The organism is Pigmentiphaga sp. MLSB6-MA01, from assembly GCF_058793475.1.
In genome coordinates, this window is sequence record NZ_JBXAFV010000004.1 from 180,019 (window position 1) to 197,219 (window position 17,201).

Sequence of the window (17,201 nt, forward strand, 5' to 3'; positions counted from 1 at the left end):
ATGAAACTCCAGCAGATCCGGGCCTTCTGCGCCGTCGTCGACCATGACATGAGCGTGTCGCGGGCGGCGCGCGCCCTGCACACCACCCAGTCGGCGGTCAGCAAGCAGATCGGGCAACTGGAGGACAGCCTGGGCGTGGCGCTGCTGATCCGCGCCAAGAGCCGCATCCTGGGGCTGACCGACGTGGGCCGCCAGGTGCTGCGCTGCATGCGCGGCATGCTGGCGGCAACCGACGACATCTCGCTCATCGTGTCCGATCACCGCCGCGAAGCCGGCGGCCGGCTGGCCATCGCCACCACGCACACGCACGCGCGCTACGCGCTGCAGGACATCGTGCTGGGATTCACCCGGCGCCATCCGGGCGTGGGGCTGCACCTGGTCCAGGCCACGCCGTCCGAGATCGCCGATCTGGTCGCCACCGGCGAAGTCGACCTGGGCCTGTCCACCGCGCCGCAGATCCTGCCGCCGTCGCTGGCCACCATCCCTTGCTACAAGCTCAAGCACGTGCTGATCGGCGAGCGTGGCCATCCCGTGTTCGAGACCTCGCCCTTGACGCTGGAGGCCATCGCCCGCCACCCGCTCATCACCTATAGCGAACAGCACGCCATCGGCCGGCGGGTGAACGAAGCCTTCGCCGCCGCCGGCCTGGCGCCCAAGATCGCCATGCGCGGCACCGACGTGGAAATCATGAAAAGCTATGCCGCCACCGGCGTGGGCCTGGCCGTCATCCCGCTCCTGGCCTATTCCCGCACGCGCGACCGCAAGCTCGACGCGCGTCCGGTGGACCACCTGTTCCCGACCAGCACCGTCTACGCGCTGGCGCGGCGCGGCGCCTACTGGCCGCGCCACCTGTACGAGTTCGTCGGCAAGCTGGCGCCGGACCTGACGCCCGCCGCGATCGAGGAAGCACTGCTGAGCACCGAACCGCCGGCCTGAGGCGGCGGCTTCGCGCAGGGGCGCGAACAGCGGGCCGAGAACCCCGGACGGACGGCTACTTGCCGTGCTCGGCCGCGATCGGCCGGGTCTCGCCGGTCTCCACCAGGCTGCGGGTGGCGTCCGGCGAGCCGTAGATCCACAGGATCTTCATCGGCCGCGTCGCCGACAGATTGCGGAAGCGGTGCGGCACGCCCGGCGGGATATAGGTGGCGTCGTGCGCCCTGAGCGGATGGGACTCGCCGTCGATGTCCAGCACGGCCTCGCCCTCGATCAGCACGACGCTTTCCTCGCAATTGTGGAAGTGGAAGGGGATCTGCGCCCCCGCCGCGAATTCGGTATAGCCGGTCAGGAAACCCTGGGCACCGGTCTGACGGCCGACCAGCGGCGTGGTGCGCGCGCCGCCGCCCCGGTCGTGAACTGGCAACTCGGCTGCCTTGAGCAGGACGGCCCGGGACGGCGTGATGTTCATCGTGGGTTCCTCGGCCTCAGTTGGACTGGATGTTGCCATCGTGTATCAGTTGCCGGTACAGGTCGAAGTTGCCGCGCGTGGCCGCCCCGAACTCGTCGGGACCGATACCGCGCAGCGTCATGCCCAGCGGCGCCAGTTGCGCCTTGACGTCGGCCGCGGCCAGCGCCTTCACCACGCTCTGGTGCAGGCGGTCGACGATGGGCCGGGGCGTGCCGTGCGGCGCGACGATCGTGGCCCACGAATCGAAGAAGAATCCCGGCAGGCCGGACGTGTCCACCGTCGGCACCCCGGGGAACTGCGCCAGCGGCTCCTTCGTGGAGACCGCGAGCAGCTTCACCTTCCCGCCCTGGATCAGCCCGGCCACCGTTCCCAGCCCCTGGAAACCCGCCTGCACTTCCTTGCCCGCCACCGCGACGGCGCCGGGCGTGGCGCCCTTGTAGGGCACGTGCACGATGTCCAGGCCGGCCTTCTTGGCGAACAGCGCCATCGCGATGTGCTGCGGGCTGCCGTTGCCGCCCGAGCTGTAGTTGATGCGGCCGGGATTCGCGCGCGCATCGGCGATGAAATCGGCCGCCGTCTTGTAGGGAGAGTCCGCCGGCGCCACCAGCCCCCATTCGACCGTCGCCACCAGCGAGACCGGATCGAAATCCTTCAGGGGATGCCACGGCATGTTGGGATAGATGTGCGGAATCATGGTGAGGATGCTGTCGTTGAAGCCCCCCAGCGTGTAGCCGTCCGGCGCGGCCTTGGCCACCTTGTCCGCGCCGATCAGCCCCGACGAGCCGGGAATGTTCTCGACCACGAAGGGCTGGCCCAGGTCCTCGGACATCTTCTGGACCACGATCCGGACCGCCTTGTCCACCGCGGAGCCCGCGGCCAGCGGGATCACCATGCGGACGGGCCTGGCGGGATAGGTATCGGCCGCCTGCGCGGGCACGCTGCCCGCGCAGGCCAGCAACGCCATGCCCACGCTTGCGATGATGGACTTCATGTCTGTCTCCTCCCCCGTCTATGCGGATGATGTCTGGGAACGAATGGTCGATCAGCAGGCTGCCAGGGGCGGTATCTCCAGTTCCCTGGCAAGCTGGTCCAGCTCGGCCGCCACGCCACGGGACACGGGGATGCCCGTTTCCCGGTAGCGGCGGCGGCGCGCATGGCTTTGTTCGCCGGGCATCCAGATCCGATCGGTGCCGGGCATGCGGGCACTGCCGCGCAGGTCCTCCACCAGCCGGTCGACCGCCCCCTTGAACGCCTGGACCGGCCCGAACGCGGCCAGGTTCAGGACCAGGATGGCCTGTCCGGTATTGGTGGCCGTCACATGGTCTTTGTTGAAATCGACGACCTCGCGCCCCATCGCGGCGCCGTTCAAGGTGCCGGCCAGCAGGCCCACGATCAGGGCCAGGCCATAGCCCTTGTGGCCGCCGATGGGCATCAGGAAACCGTCGTCCGAACGCGTGGGGTCGAGCAGCGGCTTGCCCTCGCGGTCGATCATCCAGCCTTCGGGCATCATCTCGCCGCGCTTGGCCTTGGCCTTGACCTTGCCGTAGGCGGCGACCGTGGTCGCCATGTCCAGGACCACGGCGGGTTCCTCGCCCGCCGGTACGCTGGCGGAAATGGGATTGGTCGACAACAGCATCTCGGTGCCGCCCCAGGGCGGCAGATGATTGGCGTTGCCCACGGCGAAGTAGATGCCGATCATCTCGTGCCGCAACGGCATGGCCGAGTACAGCGATGCCGGGCCGGCATGGTTGCTGCGCCGCGTGCCGACCCACGCGACTCCCTGGGTCCGGGCCTTGCCGATGGCGATCTCGGTCGCGCGCGAGACCACCAGGTGCCCCATGCCGTTGTCGCCGTCCACGATGGCCATGGCCGGCATGTCGGCCACCACCCGGATGTCGGGCCGGACATTGATGCCGCCCGCCCGGATCCGCCGTATGTACTGGGGCAGGCGGATAACGCCGTGGCCGTCCGACCCTTGCAGATCGGCCTGCGCCATCAACCCCGCCACCGCCGATGCGTCGCCCTCGGGCAGACCCGCCCGCCGCAGCGCGGACGCGATGAACCGCTCCAGTTGTTCCTGTGAAACCGATATCGAATTGCTATCTTCACCCATATCCGTCGATGCCATTGCCCATTACCGGCCAATGCTAGAGAGCGGCATGCGGGAAATCCAATACAGAATTCGCTCCAGGCCATATCATCTTGATATGGTTTCTTCGGGTTTGCCATGAATCTGCGCACGTTGCGGTACTTCGTCGCCATCGTCGATGCCGGCAGCCTGAGCGCCGCGGCCGCAGCGATATCCATCGCCCAGCCCGCGCTCAGCCGCCAGCTCCGGGAACTGGAACGGGACATGGGCCAGCCCTTGCTGATACGGGGCGCCCGCGGCGTGCGGCTGACGGCCGCCGGGCTGACGCTGTACGAGTCCGCCCAGCGCATGCTGGCCGAGGCGGCCCGGCTACGCCGCCAGATGACGCAGCGCCCGGCCAGCGCCGCGACCACCGTCACCATCGGCATCTCGCCCACCCTGGCCGCGGTCCTGGTGCCCGGCCTGTTCGAGCAATCGCGGCGCGGCCTGGACGGCATCCATATCAAGGTGCGCGAAGCCTTCACCCCGTCCCTGCTGGAATGGGTGGAGCGCGGAATGGTGGACCTGGCCGTGGTCACCAACCCCGCCCCGGGCGGCTCGCTGGCCCTGCAACCGCTGCTGGGCGAACCCTTCGCGCTGATCGCCAACGTCGCGCTGGGCCTGGGCCCGGTCATCCCCGCCACGCAGTTGCATCGCATACCGCTCTTGATGACCTCCCTGCATCGCGACATCGTGGACAGGCAGTTGATGCCCCTGGGCATGGACCTGACGCTCGAGGCCGAGATCGACTCGGTGGATGCCATCCGGGAACTGGTGTGCCGCGGCCGATGGGCCACCATCATGCCGATCTCGGTCTTCAAGGATCTGGTCGCCGCTGGCCGGGTGACCGGCTCGGAAATCACGGGCGTGCAGTTGAACCGCATGCTGGTGCTGGCCCGCCGCATCGAGCGGGACAGCCCGGCCGCCTACGATGCGGTGCAGGAACTGCTCCACGCCGAATTCGCCCGGCTCGATCGCGCCAATGTCTTCGGCATATCGAACCTGGGCGCGGCATCCGCTGAAAGGCAGGATTCCATGCGAATCGGGGGGTGACCGGGGGAAGGAGGGAAGCGGAGGATGGCGTCCCCACCAGGAATCGAACCTGGATCTGATTCTTAGGAGGAACCTGTTCTATCCATTGAACTACAGGGACGCAAGCCCGCTACTGTACCAGCAGAAAGGCCCCCGGGACAAGAATCGCCTCGGCAATCCCACCTATGTGAGAATGCGGGCAATGGACCGGGCGGGAACGCGCCAACACCACCTCCAGCGAAAGGCGACCATGGACCTGTTCCGCGTCAAAAGCATAGACAGCATGCTGGCGCAGCGCCAGACCGCCGGCCTGCGCAAAAGCCTCTCCACCTTCGATCTCGTCATGCTGGGCGTGGGCGCGGTCGTCGGTTCGGGTATCTTCATTCTTACCGGCACCGGCAGCCTGATCGCCGGTCCCGCCCTGTCCCTGTCCTTCGTGCTGGCGGCCATCGCCTGCTTCTTCTCGGCCCTGTCCTACGCCGAGTTCTCGTCCTCACTGCCGGTATCGGGTTCCGTCTACACCTATGTCTATGCCACGCTGGGCGAGCTGCCGGCCTGGCTGATCGGCTGGATCCTGATCCTGGAGTTCGGCCTGGCCGCCTCGGCCGTCGCGGCGGGCTGGTCCGGCTACCTGCAATCGCTGGTCGCCGGCTTCGGCCTGCACCTGCCCGAGGCGCTGCGCGCGGCGCCTGGCGCGGTGGCCGGCAGCGCCTCGCTGTTCAACCTGCCCGCCTTCCTGGTCCTGGCCGCCATCACCGCCCTGCTCTCGCTGGGCATCCGCCAGTCCAAGCGCGTGAACAACACGATGGTGGCGATCAAGATCCTGGTGGTGGTGCTGTTCATCGCCGCCGGCGCCACCCACGTGCGGACCGAGAACTGGACCCCCTTCATGCCCTACGGCATGAGCGGCGTCTACGCCGGCGCGGCCCTGATGTTCTACGCGTTCATCGGCTTCGACGCGGTCGCGTCGTCGGCCGAGGAGGTCAGGGATCCGCAGCGTTCGCTGCCGCTCGGCATCCTGGGCTCGCTCCTGATCTGCACCGTGCTGTACGTGCTCGTGACGCTGGTCATGACCGGCATCGTGCCCTACCGGGACTTCGCCGAGAACACCGACCACCCGGTATCGCTGGCCCTGCAGCGCACCGGGCAGCTCGGCCTGGCCGGCGTGGTGGACCTGGGCGCGATACTGGGCATGACGACGGTCATCCTGGTCATGGGCTACGGCCTGACGCGCATCCTCTACGCCATGGCCCGCGACGGCCTGCTGCCCAGGCGGCTGGCCAGCCTGCACCCACGCTACGCGACGCCCTTCGCGCTGACGTGGTCCGTCGGGCTCCTATTCGCGCTGATCGCCGGGCTCGTCCCCCTGGCCGTGCTGGCCGAGCTCATCAACATCGGCACGCTGACCGCTTTCGCGCTGATCTCGCTGGCCGTCATCGTGCTGCGCAAGACCCATCCCGACCTGCAGCGCGGCTTCCGCTGCCCCGGCGTCCCCTATGTCCCGCTCGCGGCCGTCGCATGCTGCGTGTTCCTGATCGCCCACCTGGACCACGTCACCTGGCTGGCCTTCTGCGTATGGGTGCTGGCGGGCCTCGCGGTGTATTTCCTGTACTCGCGCCGCAAGGCCGTGCTGGGAAGCGCCGAACCGGTCACGCCGCCCGGACGCTGATCTCCGGCACCTCGAAGGCCTCCACCGCCGGCGCCTCGCCTTCCCACTTGCGGATGTCCACCAGCGCCGACAGCGCGCTGGGCGCCTGCGCCAGGCGCGAGGTGCCCGCGTCCAGCGTCAGCACATTGGGATTGCCATGGCGCTCCAGCGCCGCGTCCAGGGGGTCGAACCACGCGCCGGTGGACATGATCGCCACGCCGGGCATCACGCCGTCCAGCACCAGCGCCGCCGCGATGCAGGCGCCGCGATCGTTGAAAACCCTGACGAGGTCGCCGTCCTGGATTCCGCGCGCCGCCGCGTCCTCCGGCGCCATCCGCACGCGTTCGCGTCCGTGCAGCTTGTTCGCGGCGGACACGACGCCGGCGTCCAGTTGCGAATGCAGCTTGTCGCCCGGCTGCGAGGTGACCAGGTGCAGCGGGAAACGCGCGGCCAGGTCCGCGCCCAGCCATTCAGCCGGCGGTACCCAGGCCGGATGGGGCGGGCAGTCGTCGTAGCCGAAGCCGGCGATGCGCTCGGAATAAATCTCTATCCGGCCCGACGGGGTCTTGAGCGGATGGGCCGCCGGATCGCGGCGGAAGTCCTCGAACAGCACGAATTCGCGCGCCGGTTCAGGCAACTCCAGGTGGCCCGCGCGCCAGAAGTCCTCGAAGGCCGGCGCATCGAAACCCGCTTCGCGCCATCCCGCGGCCATGCCGTCGTAGATGTGCCGTATCCACTGGAACTCGTCGCGGCCGCCGGTGAAGGCCGCCTCGTAGCCGCCCATGGCCGCCAGTTCGCGGTAGATGTCGAAGTCGTTGCGGCTTTGCGCGTGGGGCACCAGCGCCTGGTGCATGGCCAGCACGAAACGGTCGCGCGACGAACCGCCGATATCGTTGCGTTCGAGGGTGGTGGTGGCGGGCAGCACGATGTCGGCGCGGCGCGCCGTGGGCGTCCACCAGCTGTCGTGCACGACGATGGTCTGGGGCTTGCTCCAGGCACGCACCAGGCGGTTCAGGTCCTGGTGGTGATGGAAAGGATTGCCGCCCGCCCAGTAGATCATCTGGATGTCGGGATAGACGTCGGTGCGGCCGTTGAACTCGAAGGGCTGGCCCGGCCGCAGCAGCATGTCGGCGATGCGCGCCACGGGAATCGAGCGCCCGGTGGGATTCGCGCCCGAGGACATCTCGGGCGAGGCGGCGGCCGGCCGCGGGTTGCCGACGCCATTCATGGAGCCATGGCCGAACGCGAAGCCGCCGCCGGGCAGGCCGATCTGGCCCAGCGCCGAAGCCAGCGCGATCGAGGCCCAATAGGGTTGCTCGCCGCGATGCGCGCGCTGCAGCGACCAGGTGCAGGTCAGCATGGTGCGCGTGCCGGCGGCGCGCCGCGCCAGGCCGCGTATGTCGGCCGCCGGCACGCCGCACAAGGCCTGCGCCCATTCGGGGCTCTTGGGCTGGCCGTCGGACTTGCCCAGGACGTAGTCGGCGAAACGGTCAAAGCCGGCGCAATGTGTCCGCGTGAAATCGGCGGCGTGCAGGTCTTCGGTCAGCAGCGTGTGGATCATCCCCAGCATCAGGGCAGCGTCCGTATTGGGCCGGATGGGGATCCAACGCGCCTCGATGCCCTCCGGCACATCGGCGCGAGTGGGGCTGACCACCACGAATTCCACGCCCGCTTCCCGCGCGCGCGCCAGCCAGCGCGGCGCGGAGTGCTCGCCGGCGCCGCCCGAGGTGATCTGCGTATTGCGCAGCGGTATCCCGCCGAAGGCCACGAACAGCCGGGTGTGCGCGGCGACACTGTTCCAGTCGGTCACGCGCCCGGTGACCGGCGAATAGGTGCCGATGACGTGCGGCAACAGGAATTGCGCGGCGCCCCAGCTATAGTTGCCGGCCTGGTTGACGCAGCCGCCCCCCGCGTTCAGGAAGCGGTGCGTCTGCGTGCGCGCATGATGCAGGCGGCCGGCCGAAGACCAGCCGTAGGACCCGCCGAAGATCGAGGTGTCGCCATGGGTGGTCCGCACCCGCGCCAGTTCGTCGGCCACGAGTTTCAAGGCCACGTCCCATTCCACTTCCACGAACCGGTCGCTGCCGCGCGCGCCGCGATCGGCCCGCTCGCGGTCGCGCAGCCAGCCTTCGCGCACGGCGGGGCGGGCGATGCGCAGGGGGGAATGGACCATGCCGGGCATGGACTGGAGGATGGGCGACGGGGCCTGGTCGAGCGCGAACGGCTCGCAGGCCTGCAGGCGGCCGTCGGCGACGACCGCGGTGAAGGCGCCCCAGTGGGAGAGGGACGGAAAGCGTTTGATGTCTGCGGCCATGGCGGTCTCGGCGGGGTCAGGCGTAATCCAACGGCAGCGCCGTCGTGTATTTCAGTTCTTCCATCGCGAAACTCGAACTGACGTCGAAGAGTTCCACGACCTGTATGAGTTTCTTGTACACCATGTCGAAGCCCTGGATGTCCGGCACCACGACCTTGAGCAGGTAGTCGATCTCGCCGCTCATCCGGTAGAACTCGACCACCTCGGGCATGTCGCGCACCCCGGCGGCGAATTTCTGCAGCCATTGCAGGTCGTGGTGGTTGGTCTTGACGGCCACGAACACGGTCACTCCCACGCCCAGCTTGCGGTTGTCGAGCAGGCATACCTGCTTGCGGATCACGCCTTCCTGCGTCAGGCGCTGGATGCGTTTCCAGCACGCGGTGGGAGACAGGCTGACCCGCTCGGCGATCTCGTTGACCGACAGCGTGGCGTCTTCCTGGAGGATAGAAAGAATATTGCTGTCTTTTTTATCCATGGGGAATCAATCACCATTCTAGAGACTATAGGATAAATAATTTTCCCATTTTTTGACAAATCGGTGTCAAGAAGGAAAAAAATTTAATCCCCTTCCCGCCTACACTTTCTCCATGCCCGACCGTATCGCGGATGGGATCCGGCGCCCCGGCGCCGTCTGTGTATTCGAGGACAACCGCAGCAATGAAAGAGAAGACCAGGCTGGTTACCGCCGGCAGGCACCCCGAGCGTTTCGCCGGACTCGTGAACACCCCGATCTTCCGCGGGTCGACCATTCTTCACGGGTCGATGGCCGAATGGGAAGAAAAGAAGAAGCGGCGCGCCGCCGACGAGCCAGGCGCCACCACCTATGGCCGCTTCGGCACGCCCACCCATCATGCGCTGGAAGAAGCCATCGCCGAACTGGAAGGCGGCTACCGCTCGCAGGTGTTCCCGTCGGGGCTGGCCGCCTGCGCCACCGCGCTGACCGCGCTGCTGGCCGCCGGCGACCACGTGCTGCTGACCGACAGCGCCTATTCTCCCACCCGCACCTTCCTGACCCGCGTGCTGGGCCGCTTCGGCGTGGAAGTCACCATCTACGACCCGACCTCGGGCGGCGGCATCGAGTCCAGCATGCGGCCCAACACCCGCGTGGTCTACGTCGAATCTCCCGGGTCCGAGACCTTCGACATGCAGGATATCCCCGCCATCGCGGCCGTGGCCCATCGCCACGGCGCCAGGGTGGTCATGGACAACACCTGGGGCACGCCGCTGTTCTTCAAGCCCTTCGAGCATGGCGTGGATGTCTCCATCCAGGCCGCGACCAAGTACATCGTCGGCCATTCCGACGCCATGCTGGGCATCGTCACCTGCACCGAGGAAACCTGGCCGCTGATCAAGCGCACCACCCAGGACCTGGGCCAAACCGCCGGCCCCGACGACGTCTATCTCGCCTTGCGCGGCCTGCGCACCATGAACGTGCGCCTGCAGCAGCACTGGAAGTCGGGCATCGAGGTGGCCTCGTGGCTGGAAACCCGGCCCGAGGTGGAAAAGGTGCTGCACCCCGCGTTGCCCAGCCATCCCGGCCACGCGCTGTGGAAACGCGACTTCCTGGGCGCCGCCGGACTGTTCGCGGTAGTGCTCAAGCCCGCCTCGCCGGCCGCGGTGGAAGCCTTCATCGACAGCTTGCAGCTGTTCGGCATCGGCGTATCGTGGGGCGGCTACGAAAGCCTGGTCATCCCCTTCAACCCGTCGGGCGACCGTGTCACCGCCAAATGGCCCTACACCGGCCAGGCGCTGCGGCTGCACGTCGGCCTGGAGGACCCGGCCGACCTGATCGCCGACCTGGAAGGCGGCTTCGCCGCGCTGGCGGAGGTTGAGGTGTGCACCCCCCTACGCGCTTAGGCGCACCCCCCAGGGGGCGGCGCTGGCGGACCGGCAAAGCCGGATCCGCGGCGCCCACAGGGGAAAAGCGGAAGACCTCCGCAAGGTATCATGTAACAGTTATCCAATTGGTGGAATCGTCATGGCTAAGATGAAAATCGAAGGGTCGTTCGTTGCCCTGATCACCCCTTTCAATCAAGACGGCAGCGTCGATTTCGAAGGCTTCCGCACCCTGCTCAAGTTCCATGAGGACAACGGCACCTCCGCCGTGCTCATGATGGGCTCGACGGGCGAGGTCTCGATGCTGTCGCAGCAAGAGCGCCAGCAGATCATCGCCGAGACGGCCAAGATGAAGAACGGCAAGATGAAGTTCTTCTACGGCTGCACCGGCAACAACACCGCCACCACCATCGATTACCTGCGCTTTGCCCGCGCCAACGGCGCCGACGGCGCCATCCTGGCCGCGCCGGCCTACATCTGCGGCTCCGAGTCCGACATCGAGGACTACTTCCTGGAAGTGGCCGACGCCACCGACCTGCCGCTGGGCATCTACAACAACCCGCCGCGCGTGAAGACCGACCTGCACTGGGACAACCTGCTGCGCATCTTCAAGCACCCCAACTACGTCGTGCACAAGGAATCGACCACCCGCGTGGGCCAGGTCGCGCAAGTGCTGCGCGCCCGCCCCGACGTGGCCGTGATGTGCTGCGACTCGCCCAACCTGGGCCTGGTCGTTCCGACCATGAGCCTGGGCGGCCACGGCACCGCCAACATGACCGGCAACATCGCCCCGGCCGAGATCGCCACGATCTCCAAGCCCTGGAAGACGCCCGACGTGTCCGAAAGCTTCCGCGACATGTACCTGCACATGCTGCCCATGCTGCACTTCTCGTACTCGGCCATCAACCCGGTGGCGATCAAGTCGCTGATGAAGGCCGTCGGCCTGCCCGCCGGCGATCTGCGCAAGCCGCTCAAGGGCCTGGCTCCCGAGGCCCTGCAGAAGGGCCTGCGCGTGGTGCGCGAGCTCGAGCTGGACAAGAAATACGGCTGGAGCTCGCCCGAGCTGAAGTCGGCCTGACGGACGGACGCGACTCATGGACCTCGGCATCCAAGGCAAAAGCGCACTGGTATTCGGCGGCAGCCGCGGCATGGGGCGCGCCTGCGCGCTCCAGCTGTCGCAGGAAGGCGTGCTCGTGACCATCGCGGCGCGCACCCAGGCCACGCTGGAAAAAGCGGCGGCGGAGATCACGGCGCAGACCGGCACGCCGGTACGCTACGTGGTCTCCAACATCACGACCGAAGCGGGACGCGACGCGGCGCTGACCGCCTGTCCCGCCCCCGACATCCTGGTCAACAATGCCGACGGTCCCGAGCCTGGCGACTTCCGCAAATGGACGCTGGACGACTGGCACCAGGCGCTGGACTCGATGATGCTGGGGCCGATCGAAATGATCCGCCGCACGGTCGACGGCATGGTCGAACGCAAATTCGGCCGCATCGTCAACATCGTGTCGCGCAGCGTGAAGACGCCGCAGATCGAACTGGGCCTGTCCAACGGCGCGCGCTCGGGTCTCGTGGGCTTCGTGGCGGGATTGTCCCGCCAGACGGTGCGCCACAACGTCACGATCAACAACCTGCTGCCGGGCGTGTTCGCCACCGACGCCCAGCGCCGCCACATCGAGGGCATGCTGGAGGATACCGGCAAGACCTTCGACCAGCTCTGGGCGGAACGCGGCAGCAACAACCCCGCCGGCCGCTATGGGCGCGCCGAGGAACTGGGCGCGCTGTGCGCCTTCGTGTGCTCGGCGCACACGGGCTACATCACGGGCCAGAGCCTGCTGATAGACGGCGGCGGCTACCCGGGCACGTTCTGACGGGCACCTGGGCGTCGATCCGGGAATAAGAAGGAAAACAGGAGAACAACAAGGCGTCCGTGCCGTCCCGCCCGCGGGATGGCCCAGGATGCGCGGGCTCCGGCCCACCCCGACAGGGGAAACCGGAGCATTTTCTAATAACCGCAAAATATATAGAAAACGGAGACAATTCTGTTTTTCGAATATGGGGAAATCATGAAACGCACGACCCGCCGCACTTTCCTGAATACCGCCCTGGCCGCCGCCAGCGCTGCCGCCCTGACCAGCCCCGCCTTCGCGCAGGGCGACTATCCGGCCCGCCCGATCACCATCGTCGTCCCGCACGCGCCTGGCGGCGCGGTCGACAACACGGCCCGCCTGTTCGCCGAAAAGCTCAAGGACGAACTCAAGCAATCCATCGTGGTCGAGAACCGCGCCGGCGCGTCGGGCATGATCGGCGCCGCCTACGTCGCGCGCGCCGAGCCGGACGGCTACACGCTGTACTTCAACGCCTCCATCCACGCCATCAATCCCCTGCTGTACAAGAAGAACATCAAGTTCGACGCGGTCAAGGACTTCGCCCCCGTCAGCATGCTGGCCCAGGGCGCGCTGATCTTCAGCGTCCATCCCACGGTCCCCGCCCACAGCGTCCAGGAATTCGTCTCCGTCCTGAAGGCCAACCCCACCAAGTACACCTTCGTGACCAGCGGCTTCGGCTCGGCCGGCCACCTGGGCGCGGCGCAGTTCCTGCATGAAGCCCACCTGACCGGCGACATCCCCATCGTGCTGTACAAGGGCGCCGCGCCGGCGCTCCAGGATCTCGTGGGCGGCCAGGTGTCCGCCATGATGGATCCGATGCTGTCCTCGCTGCCGCACGTGAAGTCCGGCAAGCTGCGCGCCCTGGCCGTGACCGGCCGCGAACGCAGCCCGCTGCTGCCCGACGTGCCCACCATGCGCGAATCCGGCTTCAAGGACTTCGAGTTCTACTCGTGGTACGGCCTGTGGGCGCCCGCCAAGGTGCCGGCCCCCATCCTGAAGAAGCTGGACGCCGCCACGGCCAAGATCATGGCATCGACCGAGATGAAGGAGCGCCTGGCGTCCCTGGGTTTCGAATCGGCCTACAAGAACTCGGCCGACTTCGCCAAGTACATCGACTCGGAAATGGCGCGCTACCAGAAGATCATCGACGCGGCCAAGATCACGGTCGAATAAGCGGCAAGGTTCATGAAAGTACTCGTGCTGGGCGCCGGCGTGGTCGGCGTCGCGACCGCCTACTACCTGTGGAAGGACGGTCACGAAGTCACCGTGGTCGAGCGCCAGCCCGGCCCCGGCCGGGAAACCAGCTACGGCAACGCGGGCGGATTATGTCCCAGCTTCGCCGGCCCCTGGGCCGCGCCGGGCATGATCGCCAAGGTGCTGAAGCTGTCGGTCCAGCGCGATTCCCCCATCCGGTTCTCGCCGCTGCCCGAGCCCCGCAAGGTGGCCTGGGTGCTGCAATGGATGCGCAACTGCAATGCCGAGCGTTTCCGCATCAACAAGCTGCGCATGCAGCGCGTGGCGCACTACAGCCTGCAGTGCCTGCGCGAGATCGCCGGCAGCGAGGAGCTGCCGTCGTTCGACTTTCATGAAGGCGGCACGCTGCAGATTTTCCGCACGCCCGCCGAACTCGACCTGGGCCGGCTGTCGGCCAAGGCCCTGGAAGAGTACGGCGTACCCTGGCGCATCCTGGACGCCGCCGACATCAGCGCGCTGGAACCAGCCATGGCGCACAGCCGCGCCACGGTGGCGGGCGCCCTGCACATGCCCGCCGACGCCTCGGGCGACAGCTACAAATTCTCGCAGGGCCTGGCCGCGTTCCTGCAGCAGCGCGGCGTCGATTTCCGCTATGGCGTGCGCATCGACGCGCTGGAGCGAGAGGGCGATGCCATCGGCGCGGTCCGCACGTCGCAAGGCCCGCTGCGCGCCGATGCCTACGTCGTCGCGCTGGGCAGCCACGCGCCCTTCCTGGTGCGGCCGCTGGGCCTGAACCTGCCGGTCTACCCCCTGAAGGGCTATTCCATCACCGTGCCCGTGTCCGACCCCGACGCGGTCCCGCGCATGGCGGTCATGGACGAGCACAACAAGATCATGATCTCGCGCCTGGGCGACCGCATACGCGCCGCCGGCATGGCCGAGCTGACCGGCTACGGACTGGGCTTGAACCCGGCGCGCAAGAAACTGCTGGTCGACGTCGTGGGCGAATTGTTCCCGCGGGGACTGGACTGGGACCAGGTGGAATTCTGGGCCGGCCTGCGGCCCATGACGCCGGACGGCCCGCCCATCCTGGGCCGCACGCGCTGGAACAACCTGTTCCTGAACAGCGGCCACGGCTCGAACGGATGGACGCAATCCTGCGGCACCTCCCGCATCGTCGCCGACATCGTTGCCGGCCGGCAGCCCGCCATCGACCTGGACGGACTGACGGCGGAACGCTTCCAGGCCTAGGGCCTGCTCCTTTTTGCCAAAGGCCGTCCTGCCCCCGGACGGCACCTGGTCCGGGCACGGACCTGCCTTTCGACGAACGCGACGATTCCCAGCCCGGAGGGAAGCCGGTACAATCCGGCGCGGCTGCCACACGTAACCCATTATTTCAATTGATACCAAGCTCCCATGCCAGCTGACCGAGCAAGCGTCCTGGCAGGCGATGCCGTTGCCTCCGCCCAAGTCCGTCCCCCCGTCCGTGGACGCGGCCTGATTTACGGATGCTCCGTGCTCGGCCTGCTGGCCTGCGCGGTCACCGGCGGCCTGCAATGGCCCATCGCGCTGCCCCTGATCTCCGCGCTGGTCGCCGGCGTCATCGTGCTGCCCCTGCGCGAATCGACGCTGCTCTCGATGGTATCCGTGGTCTTTACCTCGCTGCTGGACTTCTGGACCTGGGTGATCGGCCCCCTGCCGCTGATCTGGCGCGTGCCCGACGTCCCCGTTGCGCCGCTGTTCGCCGTGACCACGCTGCTGTCCGTGGCCGTCGTCCATCTCTGCCTGTCGGCGTCCCAGGCGGCGGCCCGGCGACCGGCGGCGCGAGACACGCTCGACCGGCCCGCGGCGGGCTCGACCGCCGCGCGCATGGAGCCGCTGCTGGACCTGCTGCCCCACGCCATGGCGATCGCCGGCGCCGACGGGGCGCTGACCTACGCCAACGCCCCCTACCTGGCGCTGATCGACAAGTCCGCCGCCATCGCGCTGGGACGCACCACCCAGGAACTCTGGCCGCGCCGCGCGGCCTCGCTGTACGCCCCCCATCTCGAACAGGCCGCGCAAGGCAAGGCCGTGAGCTTCCGCCTGCCCTTCACCACGCCCGACAACGTCAAGCGCGAGTTCGACGTCTTCCTGTCGCCGCACGCCGACACGGCCGCGGGCGCCCCGGCCACGCTGATGATGCTGGTCGACGTGACCGACGCGGTGCGCGCCAAGCACGGCCTGATCGAGCGCGAATCCATGTACAAGGCCGTCATCGAGCACGCGCCCATCGGTATCCTGAGCCAGGTCGACGGCCTGCTGATCTATGCCAATCCCGCGGCGCTGCTCATGCTGTCGGCGGACTGGCCTGGCCGCGCCATCGGACGGCCGTTCTCGGACTTCATCGTCGACAAGGACCGCGAGAAGGTCCGCCGCCGCATCGAGGAACTCGCCCAGGCCCCCGGCTTCGCCGAATTCAGGCCTTACCGGCTGGTGGCGCTGGACGGCCAGAAACGCGACGTCGAGCTTGCCGCGATCAGCGTCACGCGCGACGGCAGGCAGCGGGTGGAGTTGTTCTGCGTCGACGTCACGGAACACCGGCTGGCCGAGGACAAGATCCGGCAACTGAACGAAACCCTGGAGCTGCGCGTGGCCGAGCGCACGGCCGAGCTGGAAGCCTTCACCAGCTCGGTCAGCCACGACCTGCGCGCGCCGGCCCGCCAGATCATGTCTGCCGCCGACATCATGCTGCGCAAGAGCGAGCAGCCCGGCAGCGACATCAAGCCCATGCTGTCGGCGCTCCTGACCACCGCGGAGCGCATGAACCGCACCATCGACGCCCTGCTGGAACTCTCGCGGCTGGGGCGCGCCGGCATCGTGCCTTCACTCTGGCCGCTCGGCACCATGGTGCAGGAGATCCAGTCGGAACTGGCCGCCAACGTCGGCGACCGGTCGGTTTCCTGGCGCATCGACAAGCTGCCACGCGTCTTCGCCGATCCCCACCTGATCCGGCTGGTCATGGTCAACCTGCTGGACAACGCGGTCAAGTTCACCCGCTACACGCCCAACGCGCTGATCGAGATCTGGGCCGACGAATACGAACAGACGATCGCCATCAACGTTCGCGACAACGGCGCCGGCTTCGACATGCGGCAGTCGGCCAAGCTCTTCGGCATGTTCAGCCGGCTGCATTCCAACCGGGATTTCGACGGCACCGGCGTGGGGCTTGCGCATTGCCGCCGCATCATCGAGCGCCATGGCGGGCGCATCGTCGCCCACGGCGAACCCGGCAAGGGCGCCACCTTGCGCTTCACCCTGCCCCACGAGCCGCATCCCCGGTAACACCGGCCGCGACTGCGGCGCCCGCCTTCCTGTATCCGTATGTAAAGCGCCACAGCACATTACATTTCGGAAATAATTACAAGATGAAACAGGAAAAACCTAGAATAAACGGTCCCTATTCCTCGTTTTCGAGGCTTCATGACCACCCTCGCCTATAGCTCGCTCGCGGTCGCTTTCCTGCTGGGCCTGCTCAAGTTCCGATCGTCCTGGCGCAAGCGGCGGCGCCTGCGGGAGATCGAGTTGCGAGGAGGATCGCTGTGCCTGGACTGCGACCGCTACCTGAAGCCGCATTCCCGCTACTGCCCGCATTGCCTGGCTGAGCAGAAGCACGGCTAGGACAGGCCGCCAGGCGGCGTCGGCCGGCCCCTCGCCGGATTGCCGGCCGCTTGATCCCGCGCGGATCGGTCCGTGAGTGAACCTATGGCCCG

Annotated in this window: 15 protein-coding genes and 1 tRNA gene; 10 read left to right on the forward strand and 6 right to left on the reverse strand. The window is 67.6% G+C overall.

From position 1 onward, the window contains the following. Positions 1-936 carry a LysR substrate-binding domain-containing protein gene (locus tag AC1Q6E_RS08535; protein WP_152795879.1) on the forward strand — a complete coding sequence of 312 codons (936 nt, stop codon included), beginning with the start codon at positions 1-3 and terminating at the stop codon, positions 934-936. Positions 937-991: 55 nt separating this feature from the next. On the opposite strand, the gene AC1Q6E_RS08540 is transcribed toward AC1Q6E_RS08535, so the two are convergent. From AC1Q6E_RS08540 to AC1Q6E_RS08550, 3 genes are read right to left on the reverse strand one after another with little or no spacing between them, the layout of a single operon-like run. After that, complete coding sequence (locus AC1Q6E_RS08540) at positions 992-1,405, reverse strand: cupin domain-containing protein (protein WP_152795881.1); 414 nt, start codon at positions 1,403-1,405, stop codon at positions 992-994. 16 nt (positions 1,406-1,421) lie between these two features. Then, on the reverse strand, positions 1,422-2,396 hold the full coding sequence (locus AC1Q6E_RS08545) for a Bug family tripartite tricarboxylate transporter substrate binding protein (protein WP_492572561.1): 975 nt from the start codon (positions 2,394-2,396) through the stop codon (positions 1,422-1,424). A 51-nt stretch (positions 2,397-2,447) separates the two neighbouring features. Then, positions 2,448-3,533 carry an Ldh family oxidoreductase gene (locus AC1Q6E_RS08550; protein ID WP_296557707.1) on the reverse strand — a complete coding sequence of 362 codons (1,086 nt, stop codon included), beginning with the start codon at positions 3,531-3,533 and terminating at the stop codon, positions 2,448-2,450. A gap of 99 nt (positions 3,534-3,632) precedes the next feature. Between AC1Q6E_RS08550 and AC1Q6E_RS08555 the strand changes: the two genes are divergently transcribed. After that, positions 3,633-4,586, forward strand: a complete 954-nt coding sequence (locus AC1Q6E_RS08555) for a LysR family transcriptional regulator (protein ID WP_492572562.1) — start codon at positions 3,633-3,635, stop codon at positions 4,584-4,586. A 25-nt stretch (positions 4,587-4,611) separates the two neighbouring features. Here AC1Q6E_RS08555 and AC1Q6E_RS08560 read toward each other — a convergent pair. Then, a tRNA-Arg gene (locus AC1Q6E_RS08560) sits at positions 4,612-4,686 on the reverse strand. A gap of 129 nt (positions 4,687-4,815) precedes the next feature. Between AC1Q6E_RS08560 and AC1Q6E_RS08565 the strand changes: the two genes are divergently transcribed. Continuing rightward, on the forward strand, positions 4,816-6,234 hold the full coding sequence (locus AC1Q6E_RS08565) for an amino acid permease (RefSeq protein WP_152795887.1): 1,419 nt from the start codon (positions 4,816-4,818) through the stop codon (positions 6,232-6,234). Here AC1Q6E_RS08565 and AC1Q6E_RS08570 read toward each other — a convergent pair. Next, positions 6,215-8,527 (reverse strand): molybdopterin guanine dinucleotide-containing S/N-oxide reductase, encoded by a 2,313-nt coding sequence (locus tag AC1Q6E_RS08570; protein ID WP_492572563.1) that lies wholly within the window; start codon positions 8,525-8,527, stop codon positions 6,215-6,217. The genes AC1Q6E_RS08565 and AC1Q6E_RS08570 overlap by 20 nt on opposite strands. 16 nt (positions 8,528-8,543) lie before the next feature. Next, the gene (locus tag AC1Q6E_RS08575; protein WP_087781515.1) at positions 8,544-9,002 is read right to left on the reverse strand and encodes an Lrp/AsnC family transcriptional regulator; all 459 of its coding nucleotides are present in this window, start codon (positions 9,000-9,002) and stop codon (positions 8,544-8,546) included. 182 nt (positions 9,003-9,184) lie between these two features. Between AC1Q6E_RS08575 and metC the strand changes: the two genes are divergently transcribed. The 7 genes from metC (at position 9,185) to AC1Q6E_RS08610 (ending at position 17,109) form a co-directional block, all read left to right on the forward strand. Next, a complete protein-coding gene (metC, locus tag AC1Q6E_RS08580; protein WP_152795891.1) occupies positions 9,185-10,384 on the forward strand; it encodes a cystathionine beta-lyase in 1,200 nt (399 codons plus the stop codon). A gap of 121 nt (positions 10,385-10,505) precedes the next feature. Further along, positions 10,506-11,441, forward strand: a complete 936-nt coding sequence (locus tag AC1Q6E_RS08585) for a 4-hydroxy-tetrahydrodipicolinate synthase family protein (RefSeq protein ID WP_152795892.1) — start codon at positions 10,506-10,508, stop codon at positions 11,439-11,441. Positions 11,442-11,457: 16 nt separating this feature from the next. Next, positions 11,458-12,237: an SDR family oxidoreductase gene (locus tag AC1Q6E_RS08590; protein ID WP_492572564.1), complete on the forward strand. Its 780-nt coding sequence runs from the start codon at positions 11,458-11,460 to the stop codon at positions 12,235-12,237. A gap of 195 nt (positions 12,238-12,432) precedes the next feature. Next, positions 12,433-13,428, forward strand: a complete 996-nt coding sequence (locus AC1Q6E_RS08595) for a Bug family tripartite tricarboxylate transporter substrate binding protein (protein WP_152795896.1) — start codon at positions 12,433-12,435, stop codon at positions 13,426-13,428. 12 nt (positions 13,429-13,440) lie between these two features. Continuing rightward, positions 13,441-14,700, forward strand: coding sequence for a D-amino acid dehydrogenase (locus tag AC1Q6E_RS08600; protein ID WP_152795898.1), 1,260 nt, complete (start codon positions 13,441-13,443; stop codon positions 14,698-14,700). Positions 14,701-14,964: 264 nt separating this feature from the next. Beyond that, on the forward strand, positions 14,965-16,773 hold the full coding sequence (locus AC1Q6E_RS08605) for a sensor histidine kinase (RefSeq protein ID WP_296557694.1): 1,809 nt from the start codon (positions 14,965-14,967) through the stop codon (positions 16,771-16,773). A gap of 138 nt (positions 16,774-16,911) precedes the next feature. Next, positions 16,912-17,109, forward strand: a complete 198-nt coding sequence (locus tag AC1Q6E_RS08610; protein ID WP_152795902.1) for a hypothetical protein — start codon at positions 16,912-16,914, stop codon at positions 17,107-17,109. Positions 17,110-17,201 lie beyond the last annotated feature (92 nt).